Origin of the sequence: Achromobacter deleyi (genome assembly GCF_902859705.1) — a bacterium.
In the GTDB taxonomy this organism is placed as follows: domain Bacteria; phylum Pseudomonadota; class Gammaproteobacteria; order Burkholderiales; family Burkholderiaceae_B; genus Achromobacter; species Achromobacter deleyi.
Genome location: NZ_CADIJO010000005.1, coordinates 17,812 through 36,996, shown reverse-complemented (window position 1 = coordinate 36,996; position 19,185 = coordinate 17,812). Strand labels below are relative to the sequence as shown.

At 68.0% G+C, this 19,185-nt stretch carries 21 protein-coding genes; 8 read left to right on the top strand and 13 right to left on the bottom strand.

Annotated elements, in window-relative coordinates; genetic code table 11:
* Positions 1-71: 71 nt before the first annotated feature.
* On the bottom strand, positions 72-1,436 hold the full coding sequence (locus tag HV798_RS09125) for an MFS transporter (protein WP_175192505.1): 1,365 nt from the start codon (positions 1,434-1,436) through the stop codon (positions 72-74).
* A gap of 101 nt (positions 1,437-1,537) precedes the next feature.
* Here HV798_RS09125 and HV798_RS09120 point away from each other — a divergent pair, with 101 nt between their 5' ends.
* The 4 genes from HV798_RS09120 to HV798_RS09105 all read left to right on the top strand — a co-directional run bounded on the left by HV798_RS09120 (position 1,538) and on the right by HV798_RS09105 (position 5,186).
* Positions 1,538-2,491: a LysR substrate-binding domain-containing protein gene (locus HV798_RS09120; protein WP_175192504.1), complete on the top strand. Its 954-nt coding sequence runs from the start codon at positions 1,538-1,540 to the stop codon at positions 2,489-2,491.
* A gap of 33 nt (positions 2,492-2,524) precedes the next feature.
* On the top strand, positions 2,525-3,430 hold the full coding sequence (locus HV798_RS09115) for a LysR family transcriptional regulator (protein ID WP_175192503.1): 906 nt from the start codon (positions 2,525-2,527) through the stop codon (positions 3,428-3,430).
* A 109-nt stretch (positions 3,431-3,539) separates the two neighbouring features.
* On the top strand, positions 3,540-4,169 hold the full coding sequence (locus HV798_RS09110) for a glutathione S-transferase family protein (RefSeq protein WP_025135447.1): 630 nt from the start codon (positions 3,540-3,542) through the stop codon (positions 4,167-4,169).
* A 39-nt stretch (positions 4,170-4,208) separates the two neighbouring features.
* Entirely contained in the window at positions 4,209-5,186 is a 978-nt protein-coding gene (locus HV798_RS09105) for a pyridoxamine 5'-phosphate oxidase family protein (RefSeq protein WP_175192502.1), read from the top strand.
* A 36-nt stretch (positions 5,187-5,222) separates the two neighbouring features.
* Here HV798_RS09105 and HV798_RS09100 read toward each other — a convergent pair whose 3' ends face one another.
* Positions 5,223-5,672 (bottom strand): winged helix-turn-helix transcriptional regulator, encoded by a 450-nt coding sequence (locus HV798_RS09100; RefSeq protein ID WP_175192501.1) that lies wholly within the window; start codon positions 5,670-5,672, stop codon positions 5,223-5,225.
* A 150-nt stretch (positions 5,673-5,822) separates the two neighbouring features.
* Here HV798_RS09100 and HV798_RS09095 point away from each other — a divergent pair, with 150 nt between their 5' ends.
* Positions 5,823-7,052 (top strand): MFS transporter, encoded by a 1,230-nt coding sequence (locus HV798_RS09095; RefSeq protein ID WP_175192500.1) that lies wholly within the window; start codon positions 5,823-5,825, stop codon positions 7,050-7,052.
* An 88-nt stretch (positions 7,053-7,140) separates the two neighbouring features.
* Here the strand turns inward: HV798_RS09095 and HV798_RS09090 are convergent, their stop codons facing one another.
* The 5 genes from HV798_RS09090 to HV798_RS09070 form a co-directional block, all read right to left on the bottom strand.
* A complete protein-coding gene (locus HV798_RS09090) occupies positions 7,141-7,881 on the bottom strand; it encodes an ABC transporter ATP-binding protein (protein WP_175192499.1) in 741 nt (246 codons plus the stop codon).
* Positions 7,869-8,687 (bottom strand): ABC transporter permease, encoded by an 819-nt coding sequence (locus HV798_RS09085; RefSeq protein WP_246288651.1) that lies wholly within the window; start codon positions 8,685-8,687, stop codon positions 7,869-7,871. The genes HV798_RS09090 and HV798_RS09085 overlap by 13 nt, the downstream gene beginning before the upstream one ends.
* Positions 8,684-9,697 carry an ABC transporter substrate-binding protein gene (locus HV798_RS09080; protein WP_175192498.1) on the bottom strand — a complete coding sequence of 338 codons (1,014 nt, stop codon included), beginning with the start codon at positions 9,695-9,697 and terminating at the stop codon, positions 8,684-8,686. Before HV798_RS09080 ends, HV798_RS09085 begins: the two co-directional genes overlap by 4 nt.
* A gap of 182 nt (positions 9,698-9,879) precedes the next feature.
* Positions 9,880-11,649 (bottom strand): acyl-CoA dehydrogenase, encoded by a 1,770-nt coding sequence (locus HV798_RS09075; protein ID WP_175192497.1) that lies wholly within the window; start codon positions 11,647-11,649, stop codon positions 9,880-9,882.
* A gap of 31 nt (positions 11,650-11,680) precedes the next feature.
* Complete coding sequence (locus HV798_RS09070) at positions 11,681-13,318, bottom strand: acyl-CoA synthetase (protein WP_175192496.1); 1,638 nt, start codon at positions 13,316-13,318, stop codon at positions 11,681-11,683.
* Positions 13,319-13,543: 225 nt separating this feature from the next.
* Between HV798_RS09070 and HV798_RS09065 the strand changes: the two genes are divergently transcribed.
* On the top strand, positions 13,544-14,254 hold the full coding sequence (locus HV798_RS09065; protein ID WP_175192495.1) for a Crp/Fnr family transcriptional regulator: 711 nt from the start codon (positions 13,544-13,546) through the stop codon (positions 14,252-14,254).
* Between the two features lie 49 nt (positions 14,255-14,303).
* Here HV798_RS09065 and HV798_RS09060 read toward each other — a convergent pair whose 3' ends face one another.
* The 4 genes from HV798_RS09060 to HV798_RS09045 form a co-directional block, all read right to left on the bottom strand.
* On the bottom strand, positions 14,304-14,954 hold the full coding sequence (locus HV798_RS09060) for a hypothetical protein (protein WP_175192494.1): 651 nt from the start codon (positions 14,952-14,954) through the stop codon (positions 14,304-14,306).
* A 69-nt stretch (positions 14,955-15,023) separates the two neighbouring features.
* Entirely contained in the window at positions 15,024-15,410 is a 387-nt protein-coding gene (locus HV798_RS09055) for a VOC family protein (RefSeq protein WP_175192493.1), read from the bottom strand.
* Positions 15,411-15,511: 101 nt separating this feature from the next.
* Entirely contained in the window at positions 15,512-15,841 is a 330-nt protein-coding gene (locus HV798_RS09050; RefSeq protein ID WP_175192492.1) for a YciI family protein, read from the bottom strand.
* A gap of 37 nt (positions 15,842-15,878) precedes the next feature.
* Complete coding sequence (locus HV798_RS09045) at positions 15,879-16,835, bottom strand: sensor domain-containing diguanylate cyclase (protein ID WP_175192491.1); 957 nt, start codon at positions 16,833-16,835, stop codon at positions 15,879-15,881.
* Between the two features lie 97 nt (positions 16,836-16,932).
* Between HV798_RS09045 and HV798_RS09040 the strand changes: the two genes are divergently transcribed.
* The gene (locus HV798_RS09040; RefSeq protein WP_175192490.1) at positions 16,933-17,409 is read left to right on the top strand and encodes a hypothetical protein; all 477 of its coding nucleotides are present in this window, start codon (positions 16,933-16,935) and stop codon (positions 17,407-17,409) included.
* 35 nt (positions 17,410-17,444) lie between these two features.
* Here the strand turns inward: HV798_RS09040 and HV798_RS09035 are convergent, their stop codons facing one another.
* Positions 17,445-17,882 carry a hypothetical protein gene (locus HV798_RS09035; protein WP_246288649.1) on the bottom strand — a complete coding sequence of 146 codons (438 nt, stop codon included), beginning with the start codon at positions 17,880-17,882 and terminating at the stop codon, positions 17,445-17,447.
* Between the two features lie 18 nt (positions 17,883-17,900).
* Positions 17,901-18,650 (bottom strand): hypothetical protein, encoded by a 750-nt coding sequence (locus HV798_RS09030; protein ID WP_175192489.1) that lies wholly within the window; start codon positions 18,648-18,650, stop codon positions 17,901-17,903.
* Between the two features lie 166 nt (positions 18,651-18,816).
* Here HV798_RS09030 and fdx point away from each other — a divergent pair, with 166 nt between their 5' ends.
* A complete protein-coding gene (gene fdx, locus HV798_RS09025) occupies positions 18,817-19,152 on the top strand; it encodes an ISC system 2Fe-2S type ferredoxin (protein WP_175192488.1) in 336 nt (111 codons plus the stop codon).
* Positions 19,153-19,185: the final 33 nt, after the last annotated feature.

The window sequence follows — 19,185 nt, the reverse complement described above, 5'->3', positions numbered from 1 at the left end:
CAGATCTCGCGCCGACGCTCCAAGAGCGCGTGCATGTGTGGCCCGGGCAGGTCGGTATGGGTGGTCGTCGTTCAAGCCCGCGCCGTTCGTGGCAGCAGCGGCAGCGCCGCCAGCATCAACCCGCCTGCCACCCCCCACGCCAGCGGCCAGGACGCCGCCGCCACCAGGTGCGGCAGCGCCAGCGGCGTCAGGAACAGCCCCAGATAGACGCACGTATTGGCCAGCCCCAGCGCGGTGCCGGCGCGCTGCGCGCCGGCCAGCGTAGCCAGTTCGGTATAGGCCACGCCATGCCAGGCCGATACGCAGATGCCCGCCACCGCCAGCAGCACGGCCACCGCCGCCACGGCGGCGGGATCGGTCGCCGTGTCACGCACGGCCCACGCCACGCCGGCCAAGGCGACGAACAACGCGAAACCCAGCCAGATGCAGCCGCGCAGATAGGCGCGGCGGTTGCCGCGGCGGTCGGTCCAGCGGCCGCTGGCGATGCGCGCCACCATCGCACCCACCTGCACCGCCACCATCACCGCGGTCAGCGTGGCGATGCCCGCGCCGCTGTAGTCGTGCAGGAACACGGTGGCGAACGTCAGCACCGCGAATTGCGGGCTGCACAACAGGCCGATGGCCAGCGCGGCCCGCCAGACGCGGGCATCGCGCAGCGGGCTGGAGGGCGCCGGGTGGGCCGGGTGCGAGGCAGAGCGCGTGTCGGACGATGGGGCTTGGACGCGGGTCGCACCAGCAGGAGGGGCGCCGCTGAACGTCCGGCCAGCAATCGTGGCGCGAGCCGGTGTGGCCGACGCCCGATCCGGCTCTCGCAGCCATCCCAACGTCAACAGCGCAGCCCCCGCGCACAGCCCGCCCAGCAGCCCGAACACCGCCGCAAAGCCGACCTGCGAGGCCAGCCACGGTAGCACCAGTGCGCCCAGCCCGCCGCCCAGCGGCACGGCGGTCTGGCGGATGCTCATGGCCAGGCCGCGCTCGCCCTCGTCGAACCACGCCATCACCGCGCGGCCGCTGGCGCCGTTGACGCTGCCGCCCATCACGCCCACCAGCAGCAGGCCCAGCGCCAGCAGCCACAAGGCCGGCGCGGCGCCGTGCACGGGGGCGGCAAACACGCTCATCCAGGCCAGCGCCACCGCTGTAGCGCCCAGGCCGCCCAGCAGCACGGGCCGGTCGCCCCAGCGGTCGGCCAGCATGCCCCAAGGCAGTTCGAACAGCGCCACGCCCAGCCCCATCAGGCCAAGCGCCAGGCCCAACTGGTCGTTGTCCAGGCGATAGCCCGAGCGCATGAAGACCGCCGTGGCGGGCAGCCCGGCCGCGGCGGCCGAAAACGCCGCATTGGCGGCCACGCCCACCGCCAACACCTTCCAGCGATGGGTCGGGCGAAGGGGGGATGAGGCGGGCAGGGCGGCCGAGGCGGACAGGGTGGACAGGGACATGGCGCGTTCCAGGCAGGATTGACGCGTTTCAGTCTGCGCTCGTAAGATGGTTCTGAAAATCAGGAAATTTTCAACTAAAGGTTTTGAAAAACAGGACGATCATGCGATCGATCACTTTTGACCTGGACGTGCTGCGCAGCTTCGTGGCCGGCGTCGAACTGGGCAGCTTCGGCCGCGCGGCCGACCGGCTTGGGCGATCCACGTCCGCCGTCAGCGCGCAGTTGAAAAAGCTGGAAGACCAGGCCGGGGTGCCGCTGCTGCGCAAGGCCGGCCGCGGCCTGGCGCTGACCGACGCGGGCGAGACCATGCTGGCCTACGCGCGCCGGTTGCTCGAATTGAACGACCAGGCCGCCGTGGCGGTGCGCGGCGCGCAGTTGCAGGGCCAGGTGCGCCTGGGCCTGCAAGAGGACTTCGGTGAAATCCTGCTGCCGCAGGTACTGGGCCAGTTTGCGCGCGCGCACCCGCAGGTCCGCATCGAAGCGCGCGTGGCGCGCAATGCCGACCTGCTCGAACGTATCGCCGCGGGCGAACTGGATCTGGCGTTGGCGTGGGATGTCGATGCGTCGCAGCCGCACGCAACGCGGTTGGCGGAACTGCCGATGTGCTGGATCGGGCCGGTCGCCTCTGGCCTGGCCTGGGCGGGCGCGGCCAATGCCTTGCCGCTGGTGGCCTTCGAGGCGCCATGCCTTTTTCGCAGCCGCGCCACCGACGCGCTGGACCGCGCCGGCATCGCCTGGACGTCGGCGTTCATCAGCCCCAGCCTGGCGGGCCTGTGGGCGGCGGTCAGCGCGGGCCTGGGCCTGATGGTGCGAACCCCGCTTGGCCTGCCCGCCAGCCTGCGCGTGCTGGCGCCGGGCGAACTGGGCCTGCCGCCATTGCCCAGCCTCACGCTGTCGCTGTACGGCGCTCAGCGTCAACCCGGCCCTGTCGCCGCGGCCCTGGCTGACATCGTGCGCCAATGCGTGCGCGACAGCGTCGCCGCCTTGCCCGCCACGCCCGGCCTGCCGGCCAGCAATGTCTCGTCCGCACCCCAGCCACGGGCCCTCTCGGCCTGACTGGCCGCTACGCCATCACGGAGGCACGACGCCTTGAACCGATTCCAAGAAATGAGCGTGTTCCTGGCCGTGGCCGAAGCCCGCAGCTTTGCCGCCGCCGCCCGCCGCCTGGCCATGTCGGCCCCCGCCGTCACCCGCAGCGTTTCCGCGCTGGAACGCCGGCTGGGCGCGCTGCTGCTGGTGCGCACCACCCGCAGCCTGCGCTTGACCGAAGCCGGCGAACGCTACGCCCAGGACTGCCGCCGCATTCTCGAAGACGTCGACCAGGCCGACGACGCGGCCGCCGGCGCCATGGCCGCGCCGCGCGGGTCATTGCACATCACCGCGCCATCCCTGTTTGGCGAGTTGCACGTCATGCCTGCCGTGCTGGGCTACCTGCGCGAACATCGCGAGGTCTCGGTGCGCGCCTTGCTGGTGGACCGCGTGGTGAACCTGCTGGATGAAGGCGTGGACGTGGCCGTGCGCATCGGCGCGCTGCCCGACTCGTCGCTGACCGCCATCGCGGTGGGGCACGTGCGGCGCGTCGTCTGCGCCTCGCCCGCTTTCCTGCAGCGTTTCGGCAAGCCGGACACGCCCGACGCGCTGGCGCAGTTCTGCACCATCACGGCCGCCATGGAAGGCCGCGGGCCGCAATGGCGTTTCCTGCAGGACGGCCAGCCGCGGCGCCTGCCGATGGCCTCGCAACTGACGGTCACCTCGTTCCAGGGGGCGATCAAGGCAGCCTGCGAAGACTGGGGCCTGACGCAGGTCGTGTCCTATCAAGTGGCCCGTCACCTTGCCAGCGGCGCACTGCAAGTAGTGCTGCGCGACTACGAACTGCCCCCGATACCGGTACACGTCGTCTACCCCGAAGGCCGCAAAAGCTCGGCCAAGGTCCGCAGCTTCGTCGATTTCTGCGTTGACGCGTTGCGGCGAGACCTGGCGGCGCTGCCGGGTTGATTGCCGATACCCACTTTTTTTCGCAATAGTGTCTTGCGCCCGCTGGCGGTTCTCTGGCGGGCCGGGCCGGTTCAAGATGGAAGCCCGTTTCCATTCTTGAGATTGCGCCATGTCCTCCGCTTCCCTGACGTTCTACAGCTTTCCCCTGTCTGGCCACGCCCACCGCGTTGCGCTGATGCTGTCCCTGTTGCAGGTGCCGCACCGCGTGGTCGAGGTGGACTTGCGCAGTGGCGCGCAGAAGCAGCCTGACTTCCTGACGCTGAATGCGTTCGGCCAGGTGCCGGTCATCGACGACGATGGCGTGGTGGTGGCGGATTCGACCGCCATCCTGGTGTACCTGTGCAAGCGCTACAACGGCCAGGCCTGGCTGCCCGAAGACGCCGTGGGCGCGGCCGCGGTGCAGCGCTGGCTGTCGGCGGCGTCCGGTCCGTTGGCCGGCGGCCCGGCCGCGGCGCGCCTGGTCACTGTGTTCGGCGCGCCCTATGACGTGCCGGCCACGCTGACGCGGGCCCACGCGCTGCTGGCCGTGATGGAACACGAGCTGGCTGCCACCGGCTACCTGGCGGGCGCCACGCCCACCATTGCCGATGTGGCCTGCTATGCCTATGTGGCGCATGCGCCCGAAGGCAATGTGTCGCTGGCGGCGTATCCGCAGGTGCGCGCCTGGCTGGCGCGGATCGAGGCCTTGCCGGGCTTCGTGCCGATGGTGACCACGCCCGTCGGGCTGCTGGCAGCCTGATGCCGCGGCCAAGCGTGTGACACCGCCAAGGAACCCACCATGAACGCTACCATCACAGACCCGGCCCCCGCCGCGCCCTGGCATGCCGGCGAACGCCAATTGCAGGCCCATATCGGCATGGCCGAGCGCATGGCGCAGGTCGGCGCCAAGGTGATTCGCGACTACATGCCCGACCAGCACCGGACCTTCTTCGAGCAGTTGCCCTTCGTGGTGGCCGGCGCGGTCGACGCGCAGGGCGATCCGTGGGCCGGCGTGCTGGAAGGAGAGCCGGGCTTTCTGCGTTCGCCAGACCCGACGACGCTGCGCGTGGCGGCCGTGCCCGACGCCGATGATCCGCTGTCCGCGGGCCTGGGGGCAGGGCAGGCCATCGCCTTGCTGGGCATCGAGCTGCACTCGCGCCGCCGCAACCGCATGAACGGACAGATCAGTGCCTGGGACGGCAAGCGCTTCGATATCTCGGTGGGCGAGTCCTTCGGCAACTGCCCGCAATACATCCAGGCGCGCGAATTCTTTTTCTCGCGTTCGCCCGCGCTGCGCTTTCCCGGCGTGGGGCATGAGCGTGCAGCATTGAACGAGGCCGACCGCGCGCTCATCGCGCAAGCCGACACCCTGTTCGTGACCAGCTACGCCGACACCGAGCCCGCCGGGCGCCGCGTCGATGTGTCCCATCGCGGCGGCAAGCCGGGCTTTGTGCGGGTCGATGGCAATACGCTGACGGTTCCGGATTTCTCTGGAAACCGCTTCTTCAACACGCTGGGCAACCTGGTGATCAATCCGCGCGCCGGCCTGCTGTTCATCGACTTCGAACGCGGCGACGTGCTGCAGCTGTCGGGCCGCGCCGAAGTGGTGTTGGACAGCCCGGAGATCGCTGCCTTCGAAGGCGCGGAGCGCCTGTGGCGGGTGCATGTGCAGCGGGTGCGCGCGCGGCCCGGGGCGTTGGCCCTGCGCTGGCGCTTCAACAGCTATTCGCCGACCGCCCTGGCGACGGGACACTGGCCGGGCGCGGTAGCGGCGTAGCCGAGTGTGCATTGCGCCCGCATTGCATCCAGGCGATCAGTTGTCGACCTTCTGCACCAGCGTGTCGTCCGGCCCCAGCAAGCGGCCATCCTGGGCGCGGATTTCCAGCCGCTTGACGGGCTGGCCGCGCTTGCGGTCGATCAGTTGGGAATGGGCTTCGGCGGGGCCGTAGTAGTGGTCTTCGCCCCATTGGCGCAGGCCGACGATGACGGGAAACAGCGCCTGGCCTTTTTCCGTCAGCACGTATTCCTGGTAGGCGCTGCCGTCCGAGGCCGGCACCGTGGCCAGGATGCCGTGCGCGGCCAGCGTGCGCAGGCGGTCGCTGAGGATGTTCTTGGCCACGCCCAGGCTTTTCTGGAATTCGCCAAAGCGCCGCAGGCCGTCGAACGCATCGCGCACGATCAACAGCGACCACCAGTCGCCAATGGCGTCGAGCGAGCGCGCCACCGGACAGGAAGCGCCTTCAAGGCTGGTGCGTTTGACCATGTCGTGCGGACCTTTGCCGGCCGATGCGGCACTGGGGAAGGGCGTGCGGCCCTTCGGTTGGACGTCAACGTGAATCGCGAATTTGTAGTTGCATTATAAAACCTTAAGGCCTAGCATTCTGGTTTTGTTATGAAACCAATTGAGGCTCCCATGCCAGAACGATCCGACCCCCCGTCCGCCGCCCGCCTGCCCACCGCCGTGGTGCTGCTCCTGGCCGTGGCCTGTGCCCTGAGCGTGGCCAACGTGTATTACGCCCAGCCCTTGCTGGACGCCATGGGCCGTGAATTCGGCCTGGATGAAGGGGCGGTGGGCATCGTGGTCACCGCCACGCAGGTGGGCTGCGCCCTTGCGCTGCTGCTGGTGGTGCCGTTGGGCGATCTGCTGGACCGGCGCCGCCTGATGCTCGGGCAACTGGGCCTGCTGGTGCTGGCGTTGGCGGCGGTGGCCGGGGCGACGAATTCCCCCTGGCTACTGGCCGGCATGCTGGCGCTGGGCCTGCTCGGCACGGCCATGACGCAGGGCCTGCTGGCGCTGTCGGCCGCCCTGGCCGCTCCGGCCGAACGGGGCCGGGTGGTCGGGGCGGCGCAGGGTGGGGTGGTGATCGGCCTGCTGCTGGCGCGCACGCTGGCCGGCGCCGTTGCCGACCTCTGGGGGTGGCGCGCCGTGTACCTGGTGTCCGCCGTGTTGGCCGCCGCCTTGGCGCTGGTGCTGGCGCGCTGGCTGCCGCGCCGTGAGTTGCCGACGGCCGGCCTGCGCTACGGCGCGCTGCTGCGCTCGCTGTTCACGTTGCTGGCGACCGAGCGCGTGCTGCAGGTGCGCGGTGTGATCGCGCTGCTGATGTTCGCCAGCTTCAGCGCTTTCTGGACGGCGCTGGTGCTGCCCCTGAGCGCGCCGCCGCATTCCCTGACGCATACCGCGGTGGGCGCCTTCGGGCTGGTGGGCGTGGCCGGCGTGCTGGTGGCGGCGCGCGCCGGTCGACTGGCCGACCGTGGCCTGGGCCAGCGCACCACCGGGGCGGGGCTGGCGCTGCTGTGCCTGGCCTGGATACCCATTGCGTTCCTGGACCAGAGCCTGTGGGCGCTGGCGCTGGGCGTGCTGCTGCTGGACATTGCCGCGCAGGCCTTGCACGTCACCAACCAGACCATGATCTTCAGCATCGGCGCGCAGGCGCACAGCCGGCTGGTGGGCGGCTACATGATGTTCTATGCGGTGGGCAGCGGCCTGGGGTCGATTGCGTCGACCTATGTCTACGCGCACGCCGGCTGGCTGGGCGTATGCGCGCTGGGCGCGGGGCTGGGCCTGGTGGCCGCCGTGTTCTGGGCCGTGACCTTGCCGCGCAAGGCGGCCATGCCGGCGGCCTGCGCGACGTCTCGCGGGTGAATCGCGCTTTATTCGGGCTTGAATCGCACTTTGGTCGCGCTTGAATCACGCAGGCGGCGAGCGGGCCGGCCTGTGCCGGCGCCGCCGTTCAGTGGTGTTCCAGCGTATGCGAGATCGCCGCCACCTGCCGCGCAAACGCCGGGTCGGCGCGGTCGCGCGGGCGGGGCAGGTCGATGGCGTAGTTGCCCGCGATGTTGGCCGGGCGGCCGCCCAGCACCACGACCTTGTCGGCCAGGAACACGGCTTCTTCGATGTCGTGCGTCACGAACAGTACGGCCGCGCCCGACGCCTGCCACACCCGGATCAGCTCTTGCTGCAGGTTGCGGCGGGTAATGGCGTCGACCGCGCTGAAGGGTTCGTCCATCAGCAGCAGGTCGGGCTTGACCGCCAGCGCGCGGGCGATGCCCACGCGTTGCGCCTGCCCGCCAGACAGCTGGTGCGGCCAGCGGCGGCCGTAGTCGGCCAGGCCGGTCAGTTGCAGCGCCGCGTCGACACGGCGCTGGCGTTCCGCGCGATCCAGGCCCAGGCCTTCCAGCCCATAGCCGACATTGCCGCCCACGGTGCGCCAGGGCATCAGGCGGCTGTCCTGGAACACCACCGCGCGGCTGCGGCGTCCGGGCCGCGCCGGCGCCTGAAAGCGCACTTCGCCCGAAGCGGGCTCGGCCAGCCCGGCCGCGGCGCGCAGCAGCGTCGACTTGCCCACGCCCGATCCGCCCACCACCGCCACGAAGCTGCCGGCCTCGATATCCAGCGACAGGCCCTGGATGACGGGCGCGGCGGCGCCGGGGTGCTGGTAGGACAGCTTGGAAAACTCGATTACGGACGCCATTGCAGCACCTTGCCTTCGACAGCGGAAAACGCCAGGTCGCAGATCGTGTAGACCAGCGAGATGATCAGCATGTACACCACCACCGCGTCGTAGGCGCCCACGCCCGCGGCGGCGTTCATTTCCTGGCCCATGCCGGGCACGCCCAGCAGTTCGGCGGCGATCAGCGTCATCCAGGCCTGGCCGATGCCGGTGCGCACGCCCGACAGCGCGCCGGGGGCAATGGCGGGCAGCGTCACGGTCAGCGCGCGCGCCACGTAACCGCCGTGGCCGAAGGCGCGCGCCAGTTCATAGAAGCGCGGGTCCACGTTGCGCACTGCGCTGTAGGTCGCGAAGTAGTTCACCCAGAACACGCCGATGGCGATCACGAACGCGGCCCCGGCATGGCTGACCTTGAACCAGGCGATGGCGAACACCACCCAGGCCAGCGGCGGAATCGGCCGCAGGATGCGCGCCAGGTAGGCCTGCATCAGATCAAAGCGCGGCAACGTCGCGGCGGCCAGGCCGACGGCAAAGCCCAGCGCCGTGCCCGCCGCCAGGCCCCAGAAATAATGCACCAGGCTCGAACCGATGGCGGGCAGCAAGCGGCCCGACTGCCATTCCTGCATCAGCGTGGCCGGCAGCGCGAACGGGTCGGGCAGGGTGCCCGGGGGCGCCCACTGCCAGATCAGCGCGGCCTTCCAGATGCCGATGAAGATCGCCAGCCCTGCAATGCCGTAGGCGGCGCGGCGCGCGGCGGCATGCCACGGCGGCGTTTCGCCGCGCGGGCGCTCCGCCGGGGCGGCATAGGCCTGGGCGGTCTGGCTCATGGCTTGGCGGCCTTGTCGAAGAAGCGCGTGTCGAACAATTGCTTCACGTCCACCGGCGGCGCCTCGACCGTGCCCAGGCTGGCCTGGAAGGTCTGCAGCTCGGCGGTGGCGTTGACGATGGCGTGCGGGTCCGCCACGAACTGGTCGTGCGAACTGCGGATGGCCTTTTCCACCAGGGCGCGGTCCAGGCGGCCGCCGCCCACATATTTCTGCACGTGGCCGGCGGCGCGCGCCGGGTCGTTCTTGAGCAGGGCCGTGGCGGACAACTGGGCGTTGACCAGCTGCTGCACCACCTCGGGGTGATCGGCGATCAGCTTGTCGCGCACCAGCAGCACGGCGCCGGGCTGGTTCGGAAACAGTTGCGAGCCGCGCGCCACCACGCGCGAATCCGGCGCACGCGTCAGCACCGTGGTCACGGTGGGCTCCAGAATGGCCGCGCCGTCGATGGCGCCCGTCAACAGCGACTGCTGGATCTGCGCCTCGCCCTGGTAGATCAGGTCCAGGCTGGCCGGATCGGCCTTGATCTGCTTGCGCAGCCAGTATTGCAGCGCGGCTTCGGGCACCGCGCCCTTGGGGTAGCTGGCGATGACGGGCTTTCTGCCCTTGTCCTTGGCAAAGCGTGCAAAGGCGGTGGCCGGATCGCCCGACGCGAAATACGGCGCCAGCGCACCCAGCGCCACCACGTTCACCTGTTCCACGATGTTGGACGCCACCACCTTGATGCCGGCGCCCTTGGCGCTGGCCACCAGCGCCGGGCCGATGCCGACGTAGGCCACGTCCAGCTGGCCGGCCAAAAGCGCCTGCGTCAGCGCGGGGCCGCTCTGGAACTGCACCAGCTTGGGGGCGGGGGCGCCCTGGGCCTGCAAGGTGCCTTCTTCCAGCGCCACGAACAACTGCGCGTCCGGCAGGATCGGCAGGTAGCCGATTTCCAGCGCGGGCGGCGCGGCATGGGCGGGGGCAACGGCGAAAGCGGTGGCGATGAGGGCGGCGGAAAACAGCTTGCGAAGCATGGGGAAGGGTCCTGTACTACGCCTTGATACGGCTGGCGTCTTGCCTGCGGGCAGTGTCCGCTTAATAATTTTAGATATGTTTATTTCTTTTCTTTATTCTTTTTGGTTATATGTTTAACCGCGCCGTCCCCCATGAAAAAAGACCGCCTTGGCGGTCTTTGAGGGGAGACGATCGGGGCGATTCAGGGCTGGACCGCGTACTCGATCGACCCCGCCACCACCGCCGCCAGTCCCGGCGCCTGCGTCAGCTTGTGCAGTGCGTAGGTCTGGGCCGTGGCGATCTTGGCCTGGTGAAAGGCCGGGTCTTCGGCCTGGTGGTCCAGCGACGCCAAGAGCGCGCGCGCCATCTGCCAGCCCGCCAGCACGGTGCCGGCCAGCAGCAGGTAGGGCACGGCCGAGCCGAACACGGCATTGGGATGCGCGGCGGCATTGGCCACCACGAAATCCACCGTGTTGGCCAGCGCCAGGCGGCCCTGGCGCAGCGGCGTCAGCACCAGCCGGGCGGCCGGTTCGCTGCGCGCTTGCAGCGCTTCTTCCGTCTTGCGGATCTCTTCGATCAGGGCCTGCGCCACCGCGCCGCCATCGCGCAGCGTCTTGCGGCCGACCAGGTCGTTGGCCTGGATGGCGGTGGTGCCTTCGTAGATGGTCAGGATGCGGGCGTCGCGGTAATACTGCGCGGCGCCGGTCTCTTCGATGAAGCCCATGCCGCCGTGCACCTGCACGCCCAGGCTGGCCACGTCGATGGACGCCTCGGTGCACCAGCCCTTGACGATCGGCACCAGGAATTCCTGCACCGCCAGGTGGCGGGCGCGGGCGGCCGGGTCGGCGCTGGCGTGGGCCAGGTCGGCGTGGCCGGCGGTGTAGTAGGCCAGCGCGCGGCCGGCTTCGGTCAGCGCACGCATCGTGCCCAGCATGCGGCGCACGTCGGGGTGATGGATGATGGTCACGGATTCGCGCGACGACCCGTCCACCGGGCGGCTCTGCACGCGATCTGCGGCATACGCCAGCGCGTGCTGGTAGGCGCGGTCGGCCACCGCGATGCCCTGCACGCCCACCGCAAAGCGGGCCGCGTTCATCATGATGAACATGGCGTCCAGCCCGCGGTTTTCCTGGCCTACCAGGTAGCCGATGGCGCCGCCCGCATCGCCGAACTGCAGCGTCGCGGTGGGGCTGGCCTTGATGCCCAGCTTGTGCTCGATCGACACGCAGGTCACATCATTGCGCGCGCCCAGCGTGCCGTCTTCGTTCACCAGGAACTTGGGCACCAGGAACAGTGAAATACCTTTCACGCCCTCGGGCGCATCGGGCAGGCGCGCCAGCACCAGGTGCACGATGTTCTCGGCCAGGTCATGTTCGCCGTAGGTAATGAAGATCTTGGTGCCCGAAATCCGGTAGCTGCCGTCGCCCACCGGCTGCGCGCGGCTGCGCAGCAAGGCCAGGTCGGAACCTGCCTGCGGTTCGGTCAGGTTCATCGTGCCGGTCCATTGGCCTGAGATCATCGGGCCGATGTAGCGCTCACGCAGCTCGGGCGAACCGGCCGTCAGCAGCGCTTCGATCGCGCCGTTGGTCAGCAAGGGGCACAGCGCGAACGACAGGTTGGCCGCGTTCAGCATTTCGGCGCAGGGCGCGCCCAACAGGCCCGGCAGGCCCTGGCCGCCATATTGCTCGGGATGCGTCATGCCCTGCCAGCCAGCCTCGGCGTACTGGCGAAATGCTTGCTTGAAGCCCGGCGCCGTCGTCACCGCGCCGTCTTTCCAGGCGCTGGGTTCGCGGTCGGCAGGGTGGTTCAGCGGCGCCAGCACATCGGCGGCAAAGGTCGCGGCCTCTTCCAGCACTGCCTGGGCAGTGTCCGGCGTGGCTTCGGCGTATTCGGGCAGCGCCGCCACCTGCGGCAGGCCCGCAAGGTGGTTCAGCACGAACAGCATGTCTTTCACGGGGGCTTGGTACGTCATGGCGTAGCGCTCCTGGCGTGTGGAAGGGGAATCAGGTGGCATCGATCGCGCGGGTGGAACCCACCGCCGCGCGCAGTTCAAACTTCTGGATCTTGCCCGTGGACGTCTTGGGCAGCTCGCCAAAGCGCACCGCGCGCGGCACCTTGAAGCCGGGCAGCAGCAGCTTGCAGTGGGCGATGATCTCGGCCTCGGTCGCACTGTGCCCGGGTTTGAGTTCGACAAAGGCGCAGGGCGTTTCGCCCCATTTCGGGTCCGGCATCGCCACCACCGCCACCGCGGCCACGGCGGGATGGCGGTACAGCGCGTCCTCGACCTCGATGCTGGAGATATTCTCGCCGCCCGAGATGATGATGTCCTTGCTGCGGTCCTTGATGCGGATATACCCGTCCGGCGTCATCACGCCCAGGTCGCCCGTATGAAACCAGCCGCCGCTGAACGCGTCTTCGGTGGCGCGTTCGTTCTTCAGGTAGCCCTTCATGCAGATATTGCCGCGGAACATGATCTCGCCCACGGTCTGCTCGTCGGCCGGCACTTCCTGCATGGTTTCCGGGTCGCGCACCGAGACCCCGGCCTGCAGGTGGTAGCGCACCCCCTGGCGGGCGGTCAGCGCAGCCAGTTGCTCGTCTTCGAGCGCATCCCAGGCTTCCTGGCGGGCGCAGACGGCGGCCGGGCCGTAGACCTCGGTCAGCCCATACACGTGCGTCAGTTCAAAGCCGATTTCCTTCATCTTTGCGATCACCGCGGGCGCCGGGGCCGCGCCGGCCACCATCGTGCGCACCGTGTGGTCGATGCCCGCCCGCATCTCGGCCGGCGCATTGGCCAGCGCGCTTTGCACGATGGGCGCACCGCAGTAGTGCGTCACGCCTTCGCTGCGGATCAGGTCGAACACCGTCTTCGGATCGAACTTGCGCAGGCAGACATTGACCCCCGCGCGCGCCGCCACCGTCCAGGCGAAGCACCAGCCATTGCAGTGAAACAGCGGCAGCGTCCACAGATACACCGGGTGCTTGGGCATATCCCATTCCAGGATATTGCTCACCGCGTTCAGGTAAGCGCCGCGGTAGTGGTAGACCACGCCCTTCGGATCGCCCGTCGTGCCTGACGTGTAGTTCAGCGCAATCGCATCCCACTCGTCCGCCGGCGGCTGCCAGTCGAAGCGGGCAGGGGCCGCCGCCAGGAAATCCTCGTAATCCGTCGCGCCCGGCAACGTGGCCGGCGCGCTGTCCAGGTCGTGCACCGAAATCACCGTCAGGTGCGGGAATTCCGCGCGGGCGCGCTGCGCCACGTCGGCGTATTCGGTGTCCACGATCAGCGCCCGGGCCTCGCCGTGGCCCAGCATGAACAGCACGCTGGGGGTGTCCAGCCGGGTATTCAGCGTGTTGAGCACCGCGCCCAGCATGGGCACCCCGAAATGCGCCTCGACCATGGCGGGAATATTGGGCAGCATCACCGCCACCGTGTCGCCGCGGCCAATGCCGGCCGCCGCCAGCGCCCCGGCCAGGCGCTGCACCCGTTCATAGGTCTGGGCCCAGGTGCGCCGCACCTTGCCGTGCACCACCGCCAGGCGCTGGCCGTACACTTGCGCCGCTCGGGCAATGAAATCCACCGGGGTCAGCGGCTCATAGTTGGCGTCCCGGCGCGCCAGGCCGTGTTCGAACATGCTGCTCATCGTTGTCTCCTGTCGGGCGCGGGGCGCGCCCGGATAGCCTGTGTGCGGAAAGCGTGATCGGAATCGCGGATCTTGCTGTCCGCGTGGGTCCGTTCTTTTGCTGTGTCCCGTTGCCGTATCCCGCTGCTTGCGAGTAGCGTATCCGTCGCCGGAGAAACCTGTCTGTCGCCTGCATGACAGACCTTCCGCGCACGTGCCAACTGCTAGTTTTACACGGTTCTTTCCATGTCCGATGTTTCAAACGCTGTTTCCGCCAACGCGCTTGCCGAGCTGTTCGGCGCCTGTGCCTGGTTCGGCGCGCTGGACGCCCCGCATCAAGCCCTGGTCCTGGCCACGTCGCATGCCGACCACGTCGCCAGCGGCGCCTGGATCGCGCGCCGCAACGCGCCGTCGGACTACTGGCTGGGCGTGCACGCCGGCCTGCTGAAGCTGGCCATCTATAACGAATCCGGGCGCAGTTGCACGTTCTCCGGCGTGCCGCCGGGCGGCTGGTTCGGCGAGGGCAGCGTCATCAAGCGCGAACTGCGCAAATACGATGTGGTCGCCCTCCAACCGTCGCTGGTCCTGCGGGTGCCGGTCGATACCTTCCACGCGCTGCTGTCGGCCAGCCTGCCGTTCTCGCACTTCGTGATCGGGCAATTGAACAACCGGATGGGCGAATTCATCGCCTCGATCCAGAATCATCGGCTGCTGGACGCCGATGCCCGCGTGGCGCAGTCCCTGGCGCAGCTGTTCAATCCGCAGCTGTATCCGTCCACCGACCTGACGCTGGCGATCTCGCAGGAAGAACTGGGATACCTGACAGGCCTGTCGCGCCAGCGGGTGAACCAGGCGTTGCAGACGCTGGCGGACCAGGGAATCCTGGGGCTGGCCTACAACCAGATCCAGGTGCTGGACCTGGGGCGGTTAAGGCTGTTCGGGGCGGATCAGCTTTGAGCGTAGCGCCACTGCGCCGGCAGCGAACGGGCCTTGAACCTGGATGCCGCTACAGGAATTTCTTGATCATGAAACCCACCAGCAGCGACAGGCCCGCGCACAGCCCAAGCGTGCCGGCATAGCAGATCAGCCAGATCCGTTGCGCTTCATCACGCGGGTCGCGGGCGTCCTGTCGCTTCGCGGACCGGCCGAGCCGTTGAATCAGCGCCACCAGCCCGCCCACCAGCACAAAGCCGCCAACCAGGGCAAGCAGCATCAGCAATTCGACAAGGCGGAACGACACGGCGCCGAAACCGCTGGCTTGCAGCCAGGTAGACAGCCGGGTCAGGTGCGACAGCGGCCCGAACACCAACACCAGCAACGCGGCGCCTGCCACGAGCAGAAACAGGCGAACCAGGGCTACCGCCCGCGCGGGCCTGGGCGGGGGCTCGTCCGGCTTCCCGGTAGGCGTCTCGCTCGTCGATTTGAATTGAAGGCCATATTGATGGCGAAAGCTGCGGAGTTGAATCCAGGGCAGGGCGACGCAGGCAACGCCCAGGACCATCAGCTGATTCAACACGTCCTCGGCCGTAAACCCGGCGTCGGGCCAATAGCGGTTGACCAGGATCAGGGCCCCCAGGAAAAGCCCCAGGAAAAGGGCCACGATCACGGGGACGACGCATAGCGCAAACAGCATTGCCCGGGTTTGGGGTTTGATCATGTTGATCGGTCCGATGCAGATGCCATCACCGAATCCAGCGTGATCGACTGCAAGAAGCCGTGAAGGCGATCAAGCCGGGCGGTGGTAGACCGCCTCGACGTTGTAGCCGTCGGGGTCCAGGATGAAGGCGCCGTAATAATGCGGGTGATACTGCGGACGAAGGCCGGGCGCGCCGTTGTCCGTGCCGCCGGCTTCCAGCGCCGCCCGATGAAAGGCATCGACCTCGGCCCGGCTGCGGGCCCGAAAGGCCACATGCACGCGCGGGGTGCTGGGCGTGCCGGGATGAATCCAGAATTCACCGCCCGGGGCGCCGGACTCGTCCGGCTCGCCCACGCCAAAGCCCATGCCGGTAGGCAATGCCTTGCGTGGCACATATCCGATCGCCGCAAGCGCGCTCAGGTAAAACGCCCGACTGCGCTCGAAGTCGCTCACGTTGATTTCGACATGGTCCAGCATTCGCAGCTCCTTGAGAGAGTGTGGGGAAACCCCGGCCGGTCAGCATAGGCTAACGAGCTGAACAGGAACGCTTCGATTTGCAACGCGCGGGCGGGGCCAGGCTAGGGTTCCACCAACGGCCAAACCTCAACCACCCCCTGCGCCACAGCACACGGCGTGCGCGACACCAGCGCTATCGCCTCGGCCAGGTCGGCCGCCTCGATGATGGCAAAGCCCGCCACCGGCAAGGCTGATGCCATGTAGGGCGCCGCGGTCGTTTCCACCCCCGACGCGTCGTGATTGCGCACCTGCACCGGGGCGCCGGCAATACCCATCAAGACGCCTTGGCGCCGCAAATCGGCATCGTGCGCGTGGGCGGCATCGCGCAAGGGGGCGGCGGTGCGGTCGTAGCCGGCCTGGTCTCCGTAGCCGATCGTGATGAACTTGGGCATGCGGGTCTCCTGAAAATGCGGGAGGCCGGCCTGGCAGCTAGCGCGCCGTGCTCTCCCATTGCACATGTTCAATGCGGTTGCGGCCGTTGTTCTTGGCCACATACAACTGTTGGTCCACGGTCTTGATGAAGGCATCCCGCGTGCCGTTGCCGTCAGGAATCAGGGTGCCCGCGCCCATGCTCACCGTGACGCGCCGGCCGTGGGGCGACAGCGCATGCATGATGGCTTTCTTTTCCAGCAGCCGCTGGCAGCGTTCGGCCACTTTCAGGGCGGTCGCGGCATCGGCCTCGGGCAGCAGCACGACGAATTCCTCACCGCCGTAGCGCGCCACGAGATCGCGCGGGCCATCAAGCGCCAGGCTCAGCGTCTGGGCGATATCCACCAGGCATTTGTCACCCTGGGTGTGGCCGTACAAGTCGTTGTACTGCTTGAAGAAGTCCACGTCGAGCAGCAAGATGGACAGGGGTTGGCGTTCTTTGCCGGCCCGTTCCCATTCCAGTTCGAAACTGCTGTCAAAGCGGCGCCGGTTGGCAATATTGGTCAAGCCGTCCTTGAACGACAGGGCTTCCAGCTCTTTTTGCAGGCTCAGCAACTGTTCTTCGGTCTTCTTGCGTTCGGTAATGTCGAACATGAAGCCGATCAGCGCCTGCACTTCGCCTTGCTCATTGCGCATCACATGGACGACGTCGCGAATCCAGACGTAGCCGTTGTCTTTGGTCAGGGCGCGGTAGTCGGCTTCATGGTCGACGCCCGCCTGGGATTGCGAAACGCAGAAATTGACCACGTATTCGCGGTCTTCGGGGTGCATGCGCATGGCCCAGTCTTCGACGCTGACCCAGCTGTCGACGCTCCAGCCCAGCAATGCCTCGATCTGCGGGCCGATATAGGCGAATTTCATGGACGCCCAATCGATTTTCCAGGGAATCGCCTTGGTCGACTCCAGCAAGGTCTTGTATACCGCGTTGTCATTCAAAAGCGTGCTTGCGTCGGCCATGCCCCATCCGTCCTCGATCCACGTGAACAATCACTGTAGCCTGAAGCCCGTTCGCGCGGATTAGAATCCGGCGATTCCATTCCTGTTTTTCCGCGCCATGCCGCTACCTCCGGAACCGTACGCCCCTCGCCACATTGCTCATCTGGACACTTGGCACAGCGAGAGCCATGCGACCAAGATCTACACCATTCACTGCGACTCGGACAACGCCGGCCCAATCCTGTCCGACTCGGTCATTGCGTCGGTGCGCGTCGCCGTGGACGCCGTCCTGGCCGAGCAGGCCGCTGACCCGCGTAGCCATGGCCTGGGCTTCTGCATCGCCCACGTCGGCGAAGAAGCCGTCTGGCTGCTGCTGGATTGGTGGATTTCGGGCGGTATCGTATGCCAGCGCATGCTGTCGGCGCCGCTGGCCGATCCCGGCCGCTTCACGCCTGTCACGGCGCCCGCGCTGGCCTGCGTCTGGGAACTGGTGGTCACCGCGCACGAGCGCGATGCGTGGGTGCGGCACATGTTGACCGCCCGGCCTGATGCCCAGGCCTATCTGGATGACATCCTTGCGGCTGGGCGGTATTGACGCCGCCTTGGGGCATGCGCCTCTTCATGCTCGCCTCAAGACTCGCAGACCCAGCCCAAGGGCTCGTGTTGCGCGGAAAACTGCAGCGACGGCCAGTAGCCGTCCATGAACCAGGCATCGTCAAGCGGCGCCAGGTGCAGGACATAGCCGCCATCAGCGGCCAGCACCAGGTCGGACGGCGCGAAGCCTTGCAGGAAGGTGTCCGGCGGCGCGTCCGGGTCGGCGGGTTCGCGGCCGGCTTCCCATAGGTAGCGCAGGGCCGCGTCGGTGCGCACGGGCAGGGTATCGGCCATGCGCACGGCCTGTTCGAGCAGCGACGCCGCCGATTGCGGGTCTGGCGCCAGCAGCACCAATCTAAGGCGGCCGCCGTGGGCCGCCGCGCAGTCCCGCCAGGTTTCCTGGGCGGCAATGCCGTCGTGCGTGCAGGGCTGCATGGCCGTCTGGCCGGCGTTCGAGCGATCGGTGTCCGTCATCGGGTTGTTCCTGTAAGGTCAGGGCGCCAGCCCGAATTCCTGCCTGCGGTCGAACAGGAACAGGCCTTCTTCATCCCACCCGGACGACCAGCCGCCCAGCCACAAGCGCATGGCGGCCACGGTGGGGTCATCGGCCGGCGCGGTCAGGCGGCTGCACAGCGGCCAGACGATCCAGCTGGAAACGTCATAGGTGGTGGCCAGGCGGTATAGCGGCTCGGAGAGAAAGTAGTACGCCGCGGCCCCCGCCTCGCCCGATTCGTTTTCCGCCATGTCATCCATCGCATCGCGCACGTCGACAAAGGGCGATTCGGCACGGGAATAGGCGTCGTTCAAGGACACCGCCGGGCGGGCCAGTATGCGCACCGGGCCGGCAGGGTCGGGCGTCTCGAAACCCGCCCGCCGGGTGATATCCACGCCCTGGCGCAAGATCGTCGTGGCCTGGTCGGCATCGATGGCCTGGGCCGGGGTCGAGAGATACGCTTCGATGCGGGCCAGCAGTTGATCTGCGCGGGGCAGGATCGCAAAGGCCCGCTTGCGCGCGTCCGCACCGCTGGGCCAGTCGCCCGACCAGAAATTGAACAGCAGGCGAAAGTCATGGTCCAGGTCCGGCAGGGGATCAGGCACGCCTTTGTCATCGGCTACTTCGTCCGGGTGATCGTCGTAGGAATCCAGGATCTGATGCCAGTGACGTTGCCATGCCAGGGGATCCTGCGGGACCGGCGTGCCGGCAGGTGGCGTTTGATTCGGCTTGCCCTCAAGAGAATTCACTGCGATCTCCGCAAGATATTGTCGAGAGATTATCGCTTGCCGGCATGCGCGGCGGCTGCTGGGGCATGTCGCCAGCTTCGGCCTCGCCGAACCCGCTTGACCTTCCCAGCGTAGCCATCTTTACGCTGGCGATATTGTCTTTTTCAGAATCGCCAGGGGCGACGCCATGCCGAAAATCACCGTTCTTGCCCATCCCGACCTCGCGCCCGGCGGCGCCGTGCTGGACGTGCCAGCGGGCATCTCGCTGTGCGAGGCCCTGCTGGATCACGGCATCCCGATCGAGCACGCCTGCGAGCAAAGCCGCGCCTGCACGACGTGTCACTGCATCGTTCGCCAGGGGTTCGACACGCTCAATGCCGTGGACGAGTCCGAAGAAGACCTGCTGGACCGCGCCCGGGGCGTCGAGCCGCAGTCACGGTTGAGCTGCCAGGCCATCGTGGGGGCCGAGGACCTGACCATCGATATACCGAAGTACACGGTCAATCACGCCAGGGAGACCTGAGCGGCGCAGGCACGCACTGCAAGCGTGCGCAAA